Source organism: Devosia polycyclovorans (assembly GCF_042181575.1).
Classification (GTDB): Bacteria; Pseudomonadota; Alphaproteobacteria; order Rhizobiales; family Devosiaceae; genus Devosia; species Devosia polycyclovorans.
In genome coordinates, this window is record NZ_CP170082.1 from 1,343,942 (window position 1) to 1,360,404 (window position 16,463).

Here is a 16,463-nt window from a genome sequence, read left to right on the forward strand (position 1 = left end):
TTTGGGAGGATTCAATGCTCAACCGCCGTAGTCTGATTGGCGCCATCAGCGCCGTCGCCATTCTGGCCGCTTCCGGCCCCGCACTGGCCCAGGATCAGGTCGATATCGCTCTGATCTCGAAGGGCTTTCAGCACCAGTTCTGGCAGGCCGTGAAGGCCGGGGCCGACCAGGCCGCCGCAGATCTGGGCGTGTCCGTCACCTTCGAGGGGCCGGAAAGCGAAAGCCAGGTCGACCGCCAGATGGACATGCTGGCCGCCGCCCTGTCTCGCGAGCCTGATGCGATCGGCTTTGCCGCCCTCGACAGCCAGGCCGCTCTGCCGCTCTTGCAGCAGGCCAACGATGCTGGCATCCCGATTATTGCCTTTGACTCGGGTGTCGACAGCGATATCCCGCTCGCCACGGCAACCACCGACAATGTTGCCGCCGCGGCGCTCGCAGCTGACGTCATGGCCGAGAAAATCGGCGGCGAAGGCAAGGTGGCCGTGGTTGGTCACGACCAGACCAGCCGCACCGGCATCGACCGTGTCGAAGGTTTCGTCAACCGCATGAAGGAAGCCTATCCGAACATCGAGGTCGTCTCGATCCAGTATGGCGGCGGCGACCAGCTCCAGTCGACCGAGATCACCAAGTCGATCCTGCTCGCCAATCCCGACCTTGATGGCATCTTCGGCTCCAATGAAGGTTCGGCCATCGGCGTCGCCAATGGCAAGCAGGAACTGGGCAGCGATGTCGTTGTCATCGGATTCGATAGCGGCGCGGCCCAGAAGTCGATGATCGAAAATGGCGTCATGGCTGGGGCCATCACCCAGAACCCGGTTGGCATCGGCTATCAGACAGTCCAGGCAGCCGTCGCTGCGCTCAATGGCGAGGACCTGCCCAAGGTGATCGACACTGGCTTCTACTACTACGACGCCACCAACATGGACGACCCCGAAATCGCGGCCGTTCTCTACGACTGATTTCTCCCCGGTCCGGGCGGCTCTCCCAACGGTCGCCCGGCCCACCAGTATCCAGGAAAGACCATGGCCGACCTCTCCGGAAAAATCGTTCTCATCACCGCCGCTGCGCAAGGCATCGGTCGGGCGTCGGCTGAAGCCTTTGCGCGGGCGGGCGCCAGGGTGGTCGCCACCGACATCAATGCGGCGCTGCTTTCCGAACTCGATGCCATCCCCAATGTGACCACACGGGTGCTCGACGTTCTTTCCGGCGATGCTGTCAAACAGGCGGTGGCCGAGATCGGCCTTATCGACGTACTCTTCAATTGCGCTGGTGTCGTGCATAACGGCACCGTGCTCGAAATGAGCGACGCAGACCTCGACTTTGCACTCGATCTTAACGTCAAGGCGCAGATCCGCACCTGTCAGGCGGTGCTGCCACAAATGCTGGAACGCCGCGACGGCGCCATCATCAATATGGCAACGGTCGCAAGCTCGATCAAAGGCGTGCCCAACCGTGCGGCCTACACCATCTCCAAGGCGGCCGTTGTGGGCCTCACCAAGTCCATTGCCGCTGACTACACCACTCAGGGCATACGCGTGAATGCCATCTGTCCCGGCACGGTTGACAGCCCCAGCCTGCATCAGCGCTGGGAGGCCACCGGCGATTTTGAGGGCGCGAGAAAAGCCTTCATTGCCCGCCAGCCCATCGGCCGCATAGCCCGGCCCGAGGAAGTGGCGGACCTGGCCGTCTACCTTGCCGGCGCGACCTATACCACCGGACAGGTCCACATCATCGATGGCGGCTGGACGGCTTGAGCCCCCTCATCCGGCGCTACGCGCCACCTTCTCCCCGAGAGGGAGAAGAATGGTCCGGTGTCCGTCAAAAAATCGACCCCCTTGTTCCTCTCCCTCTCGGGGAGAGGGTGGATCGGCCAAAGGCCGAGACGGGTGAGGGGGCTTCCAGTGAGCATAGTCATGACCAAGATCACCTGCCTCACTACCCACGACCTGCGCTTCCCGACCTCGGCTTCGCTCGACGGGTCCGATGCTATGAACCCGGACCCCGACTACTCCGCCGCCTATGTGGTGCTGGGAACCGATGGCGATCTCGAAGGCCATGGGCTGACCTTTACCATCGGCCGCGGCAACGAGGTGGTGGTCGCGGCCATAAACGCGCTGACCGACCGTGTCGTCGGTCTGGAACCGGATTGGATCGAAGCCGACCCCGGCCGCTTCTGGCGCCATGTCACCGGCGACAGCCAGCTGCGCTGGATCGGCCCCGACAAGGGCGCCATGCATCTGGCCACGGGTGCCGTGGTCAACGCTGTCTGGGACCTGCTGGCCAAGCGTGCCAACAAGCCGGTCTGGCTCTATGTCAGCGAAATGAGCCCCGAACAGCTCGTCTCCATCATCGACTTCCGCTATTTGACCGACGCCATCACCCCCGAGGAAGCGCTGGAGATTTTCCGCGCCGCCGAACCGGGCAAGGCCGAACGCATCGCCCGGCTGCGGCAGGAAGGCTATCCCTGCTACACCACCTCTGCCGGCTGGCTGGGCTATTCGAACGAGAAGCTGACCCGCCTGGCCACCGAGGCGGTCGAACAGGGCTTTACCCATATCAAGATGAAGGTTGGGCGCGATCTTGATGACGATATCCGCCGCCTCGAAATCGTGCGCTCGATCATGGGCCCCGACCGCTACCTGATGATTGACGCCAACCAGGTCTGGGAAGTTGACCAGGCGATCGATTGGGTCAACGCGCTCAAGCGGTTCGAGCCCTATTTCATCGAAGAGCCGACCAGCCCCGACGACGTTGAGGGCCACCGCAAGATCCGCGAAGCCATCGGGCCAGTGAAGGTTGCCACCGGCGAAATGTGCCAGAACCGGATCCTGTTCAAGCAATTCATCACCCGCGACGCCATCGACATCGTCCAGATCGATGCCTGCCGCATCGGGGGCCTCAACGAGGTGCTTTCCGTGCTGCTGATGGCTGCCAAATATGGCAAGCCGATCTGGCCCCATGCTGGCGGCGTGGGCCTGTGCGAATATGTCCAGCACCTCTCGATGATCGACTATCTCGCCGTTTCAGGCACCAAGGATGGCCGGGTGATCGAATATGTCGACCACCTGCACGAGCATTTCCTCGATCCCTGCGTCATCAAGGGCGCGGCCTATACGCCGCCGGAGCGCCCCGGCTTTTCCATCGAGATGAAACCGGCTTCGATTGCAGACAATTCCTGGCAGAAGCGGTAACGAGGTCGGTCGATCCCAGCGGATGAGCTGCCGGTGCTTGCGAGAAGGCCGGTCAGGCGCTGGGCGCCGCGTCGATCAGCTTGGCGCGGATGCGGCGCGAGATATTGTCGATGACGGCGACAGTCACCAGGATCATCAGAATGATGAAGGCGGCTTCCTGCCAATTGTTGATGCGGATGCGGTCCGACAATTGCAGCCCAATGCCGCCGGCGCCGACAATACCCAGGATGGTGGCCGAACGCACATTGGATTCGAAGAAATAGAGCACGTGGCTCATCATCACCGGAAAGACCTGTGGGAACACGCCCAGCCGCACCACGTGGATACTGGCGCCACCGGAGGCGCGAACGCCCTCGACCGGCTTGTTGTCGACGTTCTCGATGGCTTCGGCAAAAAGCTTGCCGAAGATCATGACATCGCCCACGGCAATGGCCAGCACGCCGGCAAAGGGACCCAGACCAACAGCTGAAACAAAGATCAGCGCCCAGACCAGGCCATCAATGCCGCGAAAGGCATCGAAGAAGCGGCGCAGCCCGAAATGGAACAGCCAATTGGGGACGATGTTCTTGGCGCCCAGAAAGCCTAGAGGCAGGGCCACCACGAAGGCAAGCAGCGTGCCCAGAAACGCCATGGCGAGGGTTTCGAACATGGCATAGGTATAGTCCCATAAGCCATCGCCGGGCCAGGGCGGGACCATCAAGGTGACCAGCAGTCCGAGTTTGTTCAGCCCGTTGATAACGCGCATGGGCGAAGCGTCGATCCACCACAGGCCAAACGCAAGAACCGCAAGGAAACCGAGCCATAGTCCCCATGTACGCAGGCGCTCGGACAAAGGCCGCGCGAAGATATAAGGATTGGTGCGCCTGAGGCGCGCAATATCGGCATGCAGCGTGGCGATCATGGATCAGGCAACCTGTGTCAGGGTGTGGCCGATAAGGCGATGGCGGATGGCCTCGCAGGTGATGTCGATGACCGAAGTGGTCAGGATCAACAACAGCATGATGGCCGAAATATCGGTGTATTCGAACTGGCGGATGGCGACGTAAAGGTCCTGGCCAATGCCGCCGGCGCCGACCAGTCCAAGCGCCGAGGCGCCGCGGACGTTGATCTCGAACCGCAGGAGCAAATAGCTGGTATAGTTGGGCAGGGCCTGCGGTACGACGCCCAGGCGCATGATCATGGACCAACTGCCGCCGGAGGCGCGGACGCCTTCGATAGGGCGCGGGTCGACGTTTTCATTGACCTCGGCAAAGAGCTTACCCAAAGAGCCAGCGGTGTGGACCGCAATGGCCAGTACGCCGGCAAAGGGGCCGAGGCCGAAGGCGAAGACGAAGATCAACGCGAAGACCAGTTCGGGCACTGTGCGGAAGAATTCGAGTGTGCGGCGCGCGGCAAAGTAGATGCCGGTGTTTTCGACCAGATTTCGCGAGGCCGGAAAGCTGAGCGCGAGGGCGATCACGCCGCCCATCACGGTGCCGACAAACCCCATGAGAATGGTTTCGACCAAGAGGCGCACCCAAAAACGCAGGCCCCAGTACCAATCGGCCATGTCGGCCCAGAAATTTTCGATCGTGAGCGAGGGGAGCGTTCCGGCAATGTAGTTCCAGGCCATTGGCAGGCCTTTGAGGAGGCCGGGAATGCTGAAATCGCTGACGGCAACCGAACCAGCCAGGGCCGCGAGAAAGAGTGCGCCATAGAGCAGGGTCCAGTTGCGGCGGGTGAATTGCTGCTGGCGATAGCGCTCGTCAAATGACAGCAGGCGCTCCTGCCGCGTTGTCGAGGTCAACTGGCCATTGGTCGGGTCAAGTGTGGACACGCGCGCCTCACGGGTAAAAAAGGCCGGTACGCGAAATGCGCACCGGCCAGGAAGGGATCAGTTGCCGTTCTTGCGGCGCTGTACGGCGTTGAACTCGGTGATGGCGATGACGTCCAGGTAGTCGTCATGGGTGGCGGCGACATAACCGCTGGAGGTGCCGCGGGTGTATTCGGCAAAGCCCTCGGGGTCTTTTTCCGGGAACGCCATAAGGGCGGTCTTGAACTCATCCTGCAGTTCCTGGGGCAGGGAGGTCAGCATCATGACGGGAGTGTTCGGAATGACCGGGGACTTCCAGATGATGCGGGTGGAGCCTTTTTCGATCAGGCCCTTGTTTTCCATAGTCTGAATGTTGCCGGCTTCTTCGTTGCGCCAATGGGTGGCAACCGCCTCGAAGGTGCCGTTGGTCAAGGCCATTACGCTCTGCTCATGGCCGCCGGAAAAGGCGACTTCGCTGAAATATTCGTCGGCCGAGGTGTTGAGCTCGGTGGCCAGGTAGTAGGAGGGGACGGCATAGCCGGAGGTCGAGTTGGGATCGGCAAAGGCGAACGACTTGCCCTTGATGTCTTCGAGGCTCTGGTAGTCGCTGTCGGCGCGAACGGCGATGATCGAGTAGTAGCCAAGATTTCCGTCACCATCGAGCGTGACAGCGACCGGAGCGATATCCTCGCCCATGATCTTGCGGGCCAAGGCATAGGCAGCGGGGCCGACCGAGGCGACCTGCACGTGACCGGCACGCATGGCTTCAATCACGGCGGCATAGTCGGTGCCACGCACGATATTGACCGGCACGCCAAGCTCGCGGCTGAGATAGTCCGCATAGGGCTGGTTGCGGGCAATGGCATCGGTCTCGTTTTCGCCCGAGGAAATGCCGATCGTCAGTTCGGGGAATTGTTCGCGCCAGTCCTGGCTGAGAGCAGGGGAAACCAGGGCGAGCGAAACCAGCGCGGCTACAAGGCCACGGCGCGTCAGGGTAAGCATTGATGTAGCTCCGAGTTCGGGGAAGGGAGTGGCTAGTGAGCCGTCTCCAGGTGACGTTTGCCGGCTTGGCCTGCCGCGCCGGTTGCACCGATGGTCGAGGTCAGGCTCTCGTCCACCGCTGTTTCGTGTTCGTCACCATAAATCTGCTGGATCATAGCGCTGGTCAGCTTGTCCGGCGTGCCGTCGAACACGACGTGGCCGTGGGCCATGCCGATGATGCGGTCGCAATAGGCGCGCGCGGCGTCCAGCGTGTGCAGATTGGTGATGACGGTGATCTTGTCCTGCTGGTTGATGGTGCGCAGCGCATCCATCACCAGTCGTGCGTTGCGCGGATCGAGCGAGGCAATCGGCTCGTCAGCGAGAATGATGCTTGGTTTCTGCATCAGCGCGCGGGCAATGGCGACGCGCTGCTGCTGCCCGCCCGAAAGTGTGTCGGCGCGCTGCAGGGCCTGGGAGAGCAGGTCCAGGCGATCGAGGGCCATTGCAGCGTTTGCCCGGTCTGTAGCCGAGAAGTGCTTGAACATCACCGGCATGGTGCCGGCATTGCCGATCCGGCCGATCAGCACATTGGTCAGAACATCAAGCCGATTGACCAGGTTGAACTGTTGGAAAATCATGGCGCAGCGGGCGCGCCAGGCGCGCAATTGGGTGCCGCTGAGGCTGCGAACGTCAATCTCGCCCGAGGTGATCTTGCCTTCATCAGCGGTGGCGAGGCGATTGATCAATCGCAGCAGGGTGGACTTGCCTGCGCCCGAGCGTCCAATGATGCCGACCATCTGTCCCGGCTCGAAACTGGTCGAGACATTGTTGACCGCAATCGTGTTGCCAAAGCGTTTGGTGACGTCTGTCAGTTCCAGCATGGTCCACCTCGTGGCGTTGCTATGCAGAGACCCTAGATCGCCTAGATGACAGCGTTAACTCATTCGAATGACATGCTCGTGACGCCTGCCGGCAGCTGAAAAGTCCAGTGTGCCATCGGCATGCACAAACCGGCCGCGCGAAACGGTGGCATGTACCTGACCCATGCCGGTTTCCGATGCCACAAGAAGGTCGGCGCGAAGGCCGACGCGGATTTCGCCACGATCTTCCAGCCCAAGGGCCCTTGCCGGATTGAGCGTGGTGAGGCGGGCTGCGCCGGGCAGGCCTTCTGGATCGGTCTTAGCCAGCACCAATACTGCCGGCAGCATTGCCGAAGGATGATAGTCGGCTGCGAGCAGGTCGAGCAGGCCCGCCGCGTGGGCGTCGCGGGCCGAGAGATTGCCCGAATAGGATTGGCCGCGTAGCGCATTGGGGGCGCCCATAGCCGTGAGCATGCCGCGGCGCCTGGCTTCTGTCGCTGCCTCCAATGTCACTGGAAACTCGCTGATATTGGCGCCCAACTGGTCCATCAGCGTGACTTTCTCGACCGTGTCGTCGTCATGGCTGGCTACTGGGACTCCATGCATGGCGCAATACTGAGTTATGGCGCCCAGCGTGGTGCGCATGTCCCCGGCCGTTTCCTGCTTGTCGCGAATGCGCTGCTGCAGTTGCTCGGCGGCGGCTTCGAGCGAAATGCCCTTGTTCTTGGAAATGTTGGCGGCTTGCAGGTCGAGGTCGCGATACTGGCCCTGGCCGGGCGTGTGGTCGCAGAGGGACACGAGGTCCACCGCGCCTTCGCCCACCAGCTCCTTGACTACTGAAAGGGCGGCGGGGAACGTCACCTCGAACCGGGCATGGACGCGATGGTCGATGAGCAGGTGCGGCCGTGCTGCGACGACGGCCCGGATCATCTCGCTGGTGAAATCATAAGAGCGCATGTGGCCATAGGTGGAGCCCGGCGCAAAAGACAAAGAGGCATAGGCTGTGGTGATGCCGGCTGTAGCGAGTTTCATATCGAGATCGCGCAGGCCCATGTCCATGGGCATGCGGACGCCCGGGCGCGGCTCTATCTCGCGCTCAATCATATCACCGTGCATGTCGATCATGCCCGCAAGCAAAAGCAGACCTTCACCAATGATATCCGCATCGGCGACCGGGGTTTCGCTGATTTCGGCGATCAGTCCGTCAGCAATGCGCAGGGCGCCGCAGTCGATGACGCGGTCCGCCAGTACGATTTTGAAGTCAGACAGCCACATGGTCATGCTCCGCGTTCTGGTCGGCAACGACCCTGGTGTTGAGGTTGATTTCGCGGTCGATCAATTCGGCCACGTCGCCCGGATGGTGAAACACCCCAATGATGGCGACACCGTGGGCCTTGAGATCGGCCAGACGCCGCACCAGAGCGGCGCGGGCGCCGACATCCAGAGAGGCAGTGGGTTCGTCGAGCAGCAGCAGGCGCTGCGGCAGGATCAGGGCGCGAGCCAGATTGACCTTCTGTTGCTCGCCGCCTGAGAAGGTGCTCGGATAAGCTCGCCAGAGTTCCGGGCGCACGCCGAACTGGTCGAGCCAGTGACGGGCCTGATCCAGCGCCTCGGCCTGGGGCATCCCCGCAAGACGCAGCGGTTCGGCCACGATGTCCTGCGCGGCGACGCGAGGGCGAGCGTTGAGGAACTGGGTCACGAACCCGATTTCCTCGCGACGGAGCAGCGCAATGTCCACATCGGCGGCATTGGCGAGGTCAATTTCGCCATGCCCTGAGCGATAGATTACGTGCCCGCCGACCGGCAGATAACTGCGCCAGATCGTGCGCAACAGCGTCGACTTGCCGGCGCCATTGTGGCCGCGCAGCAGCAGGAACTCGCCTTCATGCAAGTCAAAGCTGACACCTTCGAAGGCGTGGAGCATGCTATCCAGATGATACATGCGGAAAGTCTTGGTGAGGCCCTCAACGCGCAGGAGTGGCGTGATTGTCATAACAGCTTGCCTCAGAGTTTGGCGTGGACGAGTTGCTGGGTATAGGGGTGCTGAGGGTCCTGGAAGACCTGGTCGGCCAGGCCCTTTTCCACAACTTCGCCGTGGCGCATGACCATGACCCGGTCAGCCATGGTGCGGATGACGCCAAGGTCGTGGCTGACCAGAACCATGGTGATCTTGCGATCGCGCTGAAGTCTTTTCAGCGTATCGAGCACCAAAGCCTGTACCGAAACGTCGAGTCCGGTGGTCGGTTCGTCGAGGAGCAGCAGTGCCGGTTCAAGCGCGATGGCCTTGGCCAGTTGCACGCGCTGCTGCATGCCGCCGGATAACTCGATCGGGCGGGCGTCCATACGATCAAGCGGAAACTCCGAGGCGTCGAGCGCGTCGCGGGCCTTGTCGCGCAGCACTTCGAAACTGCGCTCGCCGGCGATGAGGAGCCGTTCAGCGACATTGCCGCTCGAGGAATGTCTCATCAGCAGCCCGAGATGGGGGTTCTGATAGACGATACCGATATTGCGGGCGCAGAGCATGCGCCGCTCATAGCGGGTGAGATCGAAAAGGTTCTCGTTCTCACGACCGGGCAAGCGCAGGCTATACTCGCCACTGTCCGGGGTGTCCTCGAGGTTCATCATACGCAGCAGCGTCGACTTGCCCGAGCCGCTCTCACCGACAATGCCCATGACTTCGCCGGGATAGACTGTCGCATCGACATTGCGCAGTGCGCGGACGTTTCCATAGGACTTGGATATGTCGCGCATATTGAGGAGTGGTTCGGTTTGCATCAGCTGGGGGGCTGCGCGCTCCAGCGCTGGGAGGCCCAAATCGAGACTCATGCGGAATACTCCCCATTGCGATACCAGGTTTCGCCAATCCGGCTTGGCGCGCCGTCGGCCTGGTCGATGGCCTTGATACCCAGATTGCTGTCGGAAACTTCAAAGACCGATCCACCGCTATCCTGCGGCAGTTCGTTCATGAAGAAGCCCTGGACCCCCGAACGCCGGCATGTGAGACCGGCATGGTCCTCGACCTGATAGGGGCGATCGGAGAAGACCAAAGGTTCGACGCGCGTGTAGGGCGGGACAGCGTGTAGCCGTTTCTCGCGGCCGGCAGACAGGAAGGTCAGGTGTTTGGCCATATTGAGCTTGGGCACGTCCCATCGCGGGATGGGGGAAGGCGTCATCACGTGACGACCATTGACCATCGAAGGATAGGCCGCTCCCTGCATAATGCGGCCCTTGCGCACGATCTGCTCGTAGAGCGTCAGCCACAACTTGCCGTAATCGGCATCGGCATGCATCTGCCGGGCTATCGAGATGTTTGGCTCCACGCCACGCAGCGGCTCGGGATTGGGCACCTGCAGCACCAGGACCTGGTCTTCGCGCATGATCTCTTCGGGGATCCGGTGACGGGACTGGACAATGGTTGCGTCCAACGTGTCCCAGGTTTCCGAGGCGCCCGATACGCGGGATATGAAACGGCGGATCGAGGCTGCGTTGACGCCGTCATCGGCGCCCTGATCGATGACTTTGACGACCGAATCTGGATTGACCAGTGTCAGCGTTACCTGCAGTCCGCCGGTCCCCCATCCGCGGGCCATCGGCACTTCGCGGCTGGCATAGGGCATCTGGCAGCCGGGAACCGCGATGGCTTTCAGCATCTTGCGGCGCAGTTCCCGTTTGGCCGAAGCGTCGAGGAAGCCGTAGCTGGTGGCGGCCCAGTCCTTTGTCAGGCTTGCAAGGGTCATAGGATGGGTTCCACTTCAGGTTCGGCGACATAGGTCTCGTCCATGGCGTCGGCCGCCGCCTTCTTGGACTTGGCGTCACGCATGGCGTCCAGGATCGACTGGAAGGTGACATAGTGGGGCAGCTTGAAGTGAATGCAGAAGCCCGAGGCTTCGACGCTTTCGGTATGATAGAGGTAGAATTCTTCATGCACGGGCGAACCGACCGGGGCTTCGTCGGAATTGAGGTCGAGCGTGGCGGCAGCGATGACCTTGACCTCGTTCCAGCCGAAGGTGGCGGCAAAGCCGAGTTCCAGATAACCGCCCTTTTCCTTGGACGTTACCTCGGCCTGGCTGACGCGGACCCGGCCGGCTGCGAATTCGGTACCGCATGGATGGCGCACGACGACCTCGGCTTCGCCCAAGCGCAGTTCGTTGACGGTCGGGTGGGCATTGCCATAGCCGCGCATAGCCGCATACCCGAGTGCAAGGACGCCACCGGTTTCCGCCCGTGCCAGGCTTTGCAGGCGGTGGGCGCGTGAGGCCGGGAAGAGCAGTGGTTCGCGCGTGAGGTCGGGTATGTCCTCGGGTGACACGTTGGACACTTTAGCCGGTGCCACCAACCCCTGCTGGCGCTGCCAATCAGCCAGAGAGGGTTGTTTGGCCGGTGCGGGGCTGGCGGCTTTTTGTACATCGTGCGGCGTGAACGGCTTGCCCTCGAGCACATCCGTCGCCAGGACGCGATGTGAATAGTCGAGCGTCGGCCCCAGAATCTGTCCGCCGGGAATGTCCTTGAAGGCCGCCGAAATGCGGCGCTGAGTTAGTACCTCGTCCTGCTTGACCGGACGGGCAATGGCCAGACGTGGCTGGGTGGTTCGCCAGGCGCGCAGCACCAACACCGCCTCGGAAAGCTCCCCGCCGGTCTGGGTCAATGCCAGCGCGGCCAGTTCTTCGTCATAGAGCGAGGCTTCGCCCATCACCCGGTCGATAAGATAAGGCATGGAGGTGCGAATGGTTTCCACCCGGGCGGCGTCGATGGTGCCCAAGTCCTGACGGAACAGCCGCTCGGCCTGTTCGATGGCGTTTTCGCCACCGCGAGTTGCAACATAGGCCATCTAGAGCACCTCCACCTTTGTCGAGCGCGGAATGCCGATGACCTTGTCGCCATCGATGAAGAAAATGTCGAACCCCTCGGGATAGAGGCACAGCATGTCCCGCATGGCCCAGAACCCAGGTGTCAAATTGATAGAGACTTCGGCCATGTCCTTGATGCCGGGACCGGTCAGCCGCACGCGCTGGCCTGAGTGGGCGGCAACAGCGACAAGGGTTGCGCCATCGTCGGGATAGAGCGCGCTGCCGCAATTGATCTCCGCCAGATCGACACTCTCCGGCGACGAAAGAAAGACGTGGTCGGCCGCGCCGATCGTTTCCGCCAACACGGCTCCGCTGGCCACGATGTGCGCCCGCATATCAGGTGTATCGGCATAGGCGCTGCACTCGAGATCGATCAACGTCTCGGCAATGGCGCCAAAGCCGGGCTGAGGCAAAGTGCGGACGTCGCCGGGGCGCGACAGGGCCCACATCAGTGCTTCGAAGGTAGAGTTCGTGCGCAGTTCGCGAGCCTCTGGAGGAGCAACGGTCAACATCAGAACGACTCCATTTCAACTCGGGTGGCCTCGACCTGCCGCATGCGCTCGTCGTCGCGCCGGGCCAAGTGGGCCTTTTCTTCGGCCAGGAAGGCGGTCGTGGCGGCATCCGGACCCAGGGCGGCAACGCTGAGATCGACCACGGCCATAGCCATGGCGCGTTCGAGATCACGCCCTGTCACCATGCCGTAGCCGACGTGGCCGGCCATGTCGGTGATGTGGGCCTCGCTCACCAGCACTTCACCGAGATGAAAGTCGACGTTCTGGACGGTATCGCGCATCGGCACCATGACCAGGCCGGTGCGATTGGCGACGACGGTGATCTGGCTCAAATAGCCGAGCAATATTTCTGCGTGCTGCTTGAGACGGTCAGGACGTGCACGGGCAAGGATATTGAGCATGTCGCCATGTTCTCCAGCGCCCGAAGGGGTTTCGTTAAACATCGCCGTGTCTCTCGGTCAGGACTGTTGGTTGGTCGGTTTCGAAGGTGAATTGAACGCGGTCGCCGGCCCAGACCGCTTCAGCAAAGCCGATAGGAATCCCATCGAGATCCGCGTCGATCTTTTGCACCACCAGCACAGATTGGCCGGGCCGCAGCATCAGCATGCTGGCCTCGTGCTCCGAGGCCAGGCGGGTGAAAACGGTCGTGCGTTGGCGGCGATAATCAGTGATCCCGTAGGACCTGTAGACCTGAGTGATCGAGCTCTCGCTACGACGGCGCTCGGGCAGGTCGGGGAAGCGTTGCGTATCGTGATAGGCCCAGCCCATGCTGATCGGGAGATCATTGGCAAAGCCGCGCCAGGAGCGCGCATGTACTGGCGCGTCCTTCTCAATCTCAAGGGCCGCGGCCACGCGTGTGCTGGCCGGAAGCGTCAGTTCCGCCAGGGTCTCCCCCGAGGCAGTCAAGCCCTGGGACATGAGATTTTCCCGCCAACGGGTCCTGGTGCCGATGACGTAGTTGAGTAGCGGCGCGCGCTCCACAAAGGTGCCGCGTCCATGCTCGACGCGCAGCTTGCCCTCGCTCACCAGCGCTGCCAGCGCCTTTCGCAGGGAGTGCCGGCGCACACCGTAGAGCACGCACAGCTCCGGTTCCGACGGCAGTCGCGTGTCGGCCGCCAGCCGCCCGGAGGTGATTTCTTCGTTGATCCTATCCCGGGTTTCTTCCCAGGAGTGTCCTTGATTTCGCATTATCTCTAACTCATTCGAATGAGCTAGTTTTAGCGAGCCGAAGTGACACTGAAATGACGTTAGCTGCGCCCTGCGACATTCCCGCGTCTGTTCAGTCGAGCGACAGAGCAGTTGTCGTATGGTGGGTAGGGCCGGTGGAATACTGATTAACCGGGTACGCTATCGGGCCCTGGGTTCGGTCGGAAGCTCCTGAACCCGTGGGCGGGATTGCGAGGGTGTCGAACGTGGGTCTGGCCCGCCTAGCAGGCGCAGTAGATGTTGTAGAGCGTCATCAGGACCTGGCGCACATCGTCTGAAGCCAGCGTGTAGTTGATCTGTTGCCCTTCCCGGCGCGTCTTGACCAAGCCCCAGGCACGCAATTTGGAAAGGTGCTGGGACAAGGGCGACTGGCCAAGATCAATGCGCTCGGCCAGTTCGCTCACATTCAGTTCGCTGTCGAGCAAATTGCACAGGATCAACAATCGCTTTGGATTGGCCATGGCTGTGAGGAGCTGAGATGCCCGATCGGCATTCTGCTCCATCTTTTTCATTTCGATATTGAGCATATTAGCAAACTCGTATATACGAATGTTCGATAGTTGGTCTTGTCGCCCTTTTCCGGGCAATTTTCAAGGAGTTTGTGATGCACGCCAATGTTGGCTCCATCGACCGGATTGTTCGCATCATTGCAGGTGTGGCCCTGGTCGTTCTGGCTTTCGTGCCGGCCCTGCCACTTGCCGCCTCGCCCGTTCTGCAGTGGGGAGCCGTGCTGGTTGGCCTTGTGCTGGTAATGACCGCCCTTGTGCGGTTCTGCCCCCTCTACGCTCTTTTTCGTCTCTCCACCCGCAAGGTTTCCCATTGATGACTGAGTTTACCCCTCTGGCGTCGCTGTTTGGCGGCGTCTTGATCGGCCTGTCTGCAGTGCTGCTCATGGCTTTTCACGGCCGCATTGCCGGCATGACCGGGATATTGTCCGGCCTCTTGCCTCCGGTGTCCAGCGATTGGGCCTGGCGCGCCGCCTTTGTTGCCGGTGCCATCGTTGCGCCGATGCTCATCCTAAGCGTGTCTCAAACCGCTATCGGCTACGACAGCCCCGTGCCCTTGCCCTGGGTTATCATCAGCGGCCTGATTGTCGGCGGCGGAGTCTATTTCAGCTCCGGTTGCACCTCCGGGCATGGCGTTTGTGGCATGGCGCGTCTCTCGCCTCGCTCCATCGCTGCCACAGCCACCTTCATGGCCGCAGCCTTTCTCACTGTCTTTGTTATCCGCCATCTCATCGGGGGTTTCTGATGCAGCGCATCCTTCTTGCCGGCCTGATCGGTCTCATCTTTGGATCCGGCATTGCCCTCTCGGGTATGGCCAATCCCGCCAAGGTGCTCAATTTCTTTGACCTGGCCGGGACCTGGGATCCGTCACTGGCTTTCGTCATGGGTGGTGCATTGCTGGTGACCGCAATTGGCTATCGCTTCGTTCTCAAGCGCGAAAAGCCCGTGCTCGAGGGCCGGTTCCACCTGCCCACCAGCCGCAAGCTCGACCTGCCTCTGCTCGGCGGATCGGCGGTGTTCGGTGTCGGCTGGGGCATTTCCGGCTTTTGCCCAGGCGGCGCCATTCCGGCTTTGGGTCTGGGCGAAGCCTCGGCCTGGGCCTTTGTCGGCGCCATGCTTGCCGGAATTTTTGCCGCCCGCACCATTCGGGTCGCGCTGGAACAGCGCACCGCGCAAATCGTTTAACGCAATTACAAAGGAGTTCGAAATGAGCACTATTCCGTTCACGACCGATCTCTCGGTCAAGCCAGAGGTCAGCGCATTCTTCGATGCGCCGACCAACACCATCTCGTATGTGGTCAAGGACCCTAACTCGGCAGCCTGTGCCGTTGTCGACTCGGTTATGGACATCGATTACGCCGCCGGTCGCATCACCTATGACGGGGCGGATGAGATCATTGCCTTCATCGAGAAGCACAATCTCAAGCTTGAATGGCTGATCGAAACTCACGTCCATGCCGATCACCTGTCGGCCGCCCCCTACATCCAGGGGAAGCTCGGGGGCAAGCTGGGCATCGGCGAGAACATCACAGTCGTACAGGACACCTTCGGCAAGATCTTCAATGAAGGCACCGAATTCCAGCGCGATGGCAGCCAGTTCGACCGCCTGTTCACCGATGGCGACAGCTACCAGATCGGGGGTCTGACAGCCCACGTCATGCACACGCCCGGTCATACGCCGGCCTGCATGACGCATGTGGTTGGTGATGCCGCCTTCGTTGGCGATACCCTCTTCATGCCCGATGGCGGTTCAGCTCGCGCCGACTTCCCCGGCGGCGATGCGCGCACTCTCTATCGTTCGATCCAGCGGGTGCTGTCGCTGCCCCGCGAAACGCGCCTGTTCATGTGCCATGATTACGGCCCGAACGGTCGCGACATCCAGTGGGAGACCACGGTGGGTGACGAGATCGACCACAATATTCATGTTGGCCACGGCACGAACGAAGATACCTTCGTCAAGATGCGAGAAGAGCGCGACGCCACGCTTGCCATGCCCAAGCTCATCATTCCCTCGCTCCAAGTGAACATGCGTGGCGGGCAACTCCCGCCAAAGGACGAAAGCGGCAAGAGCTTTCTCAAAGTCCCCCTCAACGGCCTGTGAACGCAGCTCCAAGCTGCGTCACCCAACAGGCTCCTTCCTTCGTCGCAATCGAAGGGAGGAGCGCTGCCAGGAGATCTCCAATGTTTTCACTCTTCAAATCGAAAGCCAACACCATGAATGTCCGCAAAATCGATGACAATTTCGCCGTGACCGGCCAGATCACGCCGGAGCAGATCAAGGCCGTCGCAGAGGCCGGCTACAAGTCCATTGTCTGCGCCCGCCCGGACAATGAAGAGTTCGGCCAGCCCGGCTTCGACGATGTTGCCCGCGCAGCCGAGGCCGAGGGTATCCAGATCGTCCACATCCCAGTCTCCGGTGCTCTGGGCGAGGGGCAGATCATCCGCTTCCACGACGCCTGGCAGAACTTGCCCAAGCCCGCCCTCGGCTATTGCCGTTCCGGCGCTCGCGCCGGCAGCCTCTACGCCACGCTGAGCCGCTGACCTCATTGCTTTGCCCCTGCGCCGCTC

At 61.6% G+C, this 16,463-nt stretch carries 21 protein-coding genes; 8 read left to right on the forward strand and 13 right to left on the reverse strand.

The window, feature by feature from the left end:
- Positions 1–14: 14 nt before the first annotated feature.
- The 3 genes from ACE4RL_RS06820 to ACE4RL_RS06830 all read left to right on the forward strand — a co-directional run bounded on the left by ACE4RL_RS06820 (position 15) and on the right by ACE4RL_RS06830 (position 3,191).
- Complete coding sequence (locus ACE4RL_RS06820; protein ID WP_375599750.1) at positions 15–959, forward strand: ABC transporter substrate-binding protein; 945 nt, start codon at positions 15–17, stop codon at positions 957–959.
- 63 nt (positions 960–1,022) lie between these two features.
- On the forward strand, positions 1,023–1,754 hold the full coding sequence (locus ACE4RL_RS06825; protein WP_375599751.1) for an SDR family oxidoreductase: 732 nt from the start codon (positions 1,023–1,025) through the stop codon (positions 1,752–1,754).
- Positions 1,755–1,913: 159 nt separating this feature from the next.
- The gene (locus ACE4RL_RS06830; RefSeq protein WP_375599752.1) at positions 1,914–3,191 is read left to right on the forward strand and encodes an L-fuconate dehydratase; all 1,278 of its coding nucleotides are present in this window, start codon (positions 1,914–1,916) and stop codon (positions 3,189–3,191) included.
- Positions 3,192–3,243: 52 nt separating this feature from the next.
- On the opposite strand, the gene phnE (ACE4RL_RS06835) is transcribed toward ACE4RL_RS06830, so the two are convergent.
- The 13 genes from phnE (ACE4RL_RS06835) to ACE4RL_RS06895 form a co-directional block, all read right to left on the reverse strand.
- Complete coding sequence (phnE, locus tag ACE4RL_RS06835; protein ID WP_375599753.1) at positions 3,244–4,092, reverse strand: phosphonate ABC transporter, permease protein PhnE; 849 nt, start codon at positions 4,090–4,092, stop codon at positions 3,244–3,246.
- Between the two features lie 3 nt (positions 4,093–4,095).
- Positions 4,096–5,007: a phosphonate ABC transporter, permease protein PhnE gene (gene phnE, locus ACE4RL_RS06840; protein ID WP_375599754.1), complete on the reverse strand. Its 912-nt coding sequence runs from the start codon at positions 5,005–5,007 to the stop codon at positions 4,096–4,098.
- Between the two features lie 57 nt (positions 5,008–5,064).
- Positions 5,065–5,985 carry a phosphonate ABC transporter substrate-binding protein gene (phnD, locus tag ACE4RL_RS06845; RefSeq protein ID WP_375599755.1) on the reverse strand — a complete coding sequence of 307 codons (921 nt, stop codon included), beginning with the start codon at positions 5,983–5,985 and terminating at the stop codon, positions 5,065–5,067.
- Between the two features lie 32 nt (positions 5,986–6,017).
- Entirely contained in the window at positions 6,018–6,845 is an 828-nt protein-coding gene (phnC, locus tag ACE4RL_RS06850; RefSeq protein ID WP_375599756.1) for a phosphonate ABC transporter ATP-binding protein, read from the reverse strand.
- A gap of 54 nt (positions 6,846–6,899) precedes the next feature.
- Positions 6,900–8,099: an alpha-D-ribose 1-methylphosphonate 5-triphosphate diphosphatase gene (locus ACE4RL_RS06855; RefSeq protein ID WP_375599757.1), complete on the reverse strand. Its 1,200-nt coding sequence runs from the start codon at positions 8,097–8,099 to the stop codon at positions 6,900–6,902.
- Positions 8,086–8,817, reverse strand: coding sequence for a phosphonate C-P lyase system protein PhnL (locus tag ACE4RL_RS06860; protein ID WP_375599758.1), 732 nt, complete (start codon positions 8,815–8,817; stop codon positions 8,086–8,088). Before ACE4RL_RS06860 ends, ACE4RL_RS06855 begins: the two co-directional genes overlap by 14 nt.
- 11 nt (positions 8,818–8,828) lie before the next feature.
- Positions 8,829–9,650: an ATP-binding cassette domain-containing protein gene (locus tag ACE4RL_RS06865; RefSeq protein WP_375599759.1), complete on the reverse strand. Its 822-nt coding sequence runs from the start codon at positions 9,648–9,650 to the stop codon at positions 8,829–8,831.
- The gene (locus tag ACE4RL_RS06870; RefSeq protein WP_375599760.1) at positions 9,647–10,561 is read right to left on the reverse strand and encodes an alpha-D-ribose 1-methylphosphonate 5-phosphate C-P-lyase PhnJ; all 915 of its coding nucleotides are present in this window, start codon (positions 10,559–10,561) and stop codon (positions 9,647–9,649) included. The genes ACE4RL_RS06865 and ACE4RL_RS06870 overlap by 4 nt, the downstream gene beginning before the upstream one ends.
- A complete protein-coding gene (locus tag ACE4RL_RS06875; protein WP_375599761.1) occupies positions 10,558–11,652 on the reverse strand; it encodes a carbon-phosphorus lyase complex subunit PhnI in 1,095 nt (364 codons plus the stop codon). Before ACE4RL_RS06875 ends, ACE4RL_RS06870 begins: the two co-directional genes overlap by 4 nt.
- On the reverse strand, positions 11,653–12,183 hold the full coding sequence (gene phnH, locus ACE4RL_RS06880; protein ID WP_375599762.1) for a phosphonate C-P lyase system protein PhnH: 531 nt from the start codon (positions 12,181–12,183) through the stop codon (positions 11,653–11,655).
- Positions 12,183–12,626, reverse strand: coding sequence for a phosphonate C-P lyase system protein PhnG (locus ACE4RL_RS06885; RefSeq protein ID WP_375599763.1), 444 nt, complete (start codon positions 12,624–12,626; stop codon positions 12,183–12,185). The genes phnH and ACE4RL_RS06885 overlap by 1 nt, the downstream gene beginning before the upstream one ends.
- Positions 12,619–13,371 (reverse strand): phosphonate metabolism transcriptional regulator PhnF, encoded by a 753-nt coding sequence (gene phnF, locus ACE4RL_RS06890; protein WP_375599764.1) that lies wholly within the window; start codon positions 13,369–13,371, stop codon positions 12,619–12,621. Before phnF ends, ACE4RL_RS06885 begins: the two co-directional genes overlap by 8 nt.
- A 239-nt stretch (positions 13,372–13,610) precedes the next feature.
- Positions 13,611–13,916 carry an ArsR/SmtB family transcription factor gene (locus ACE4RL_RS06895; RefSeq protein ID WP_375599765.1) on the reverse strand — a complete coding sequence of 102 codons (306 nt, stop codon included), beginning with the start codon at positions 13,914–13,916 and terminating at the stop codon, positions 13,611–13,613.
- A 77-nt stretch (positions 13,917–13,993) separates the two neighbouring features.
- Between ACE4RL_RS06895 and ACE4RL_RS06900 the strand changes: the two genes are divergently transcribed.
- The 5 genes from ACE4RL_RS06900 (at position 13,994) to ACE4RL_RS06920 (ending at position 16,436) form a co-directional block, all read left to right on the forward strand.
- The gene (locus ACE4RL_RS06900) at positions 13,994–14,212 is read left to right on the forward strand and encodes a DUF2892 domain-containing protein (protein ID WP_375599766.1); all 219 of its coding nucleotides are present in this window, start codon (positions 13,994–13,996) and stop codon (positions 14,210–14,212) included.
- Positions 14,212–14,640 (forward strand): YeeE/YedE family protein, encoded by a 429-nt coding sequence (locus tag ACE4RL_RS06905; RefSeq protein ID WP_375599767.1) that lies wholly within the window; start codon positions 14,212–14,214, stop codon positions 14,638–14,640. Before ACE4RL_RS06900 ends, ACE4RL_RS06905 begins: the two co-directional genes overlap by 1 nt.
- Complete coding sequence (locus ACE4RL_RS06910; RefSeq protein ID WP_375599768.1) at positions 14,640–15,080, forward strand: DUF6691 family protein; 441 nt, start codon at positions 14,640–14,642, stop codon at positions 15,078–15,080. Before ACE4RL_RS06905 ends, ACE4RL_RS06910 begins: the two co-directional genes overlap by 1 nt.
- 22 nt (positions 15,081–15,102) lie before the next feature.
- Positions 15,103–15,996 carry an MBL fold metallo-hydrolase gene (locus ACE4RL_RS06915; RefSeq protein WP_375599769.1) on the forward strand — a complete coding sequence of 298 codons (894 nt, stop codon included), beginning with the start codon at positions 15,103–15,105 and terminating at the stop codon, positions 15,994–15,996.
- Positions 15,997–16,076: 80 nt separating this feature from the next.
- A complete protein-coding gene (locus tag ACE4RL_RS06920) occupies positions 16,077–16,436 on the forward strand; it encodes a beta-lactamase hydrolase domain-containing protein (RefSeq protein ID WP_375599770.1) in 360 nt (119 codons plus the stop codon).
- The last annotated feature ends 27 nt before the right edge of the window (positions 16,437–16,463 follow it).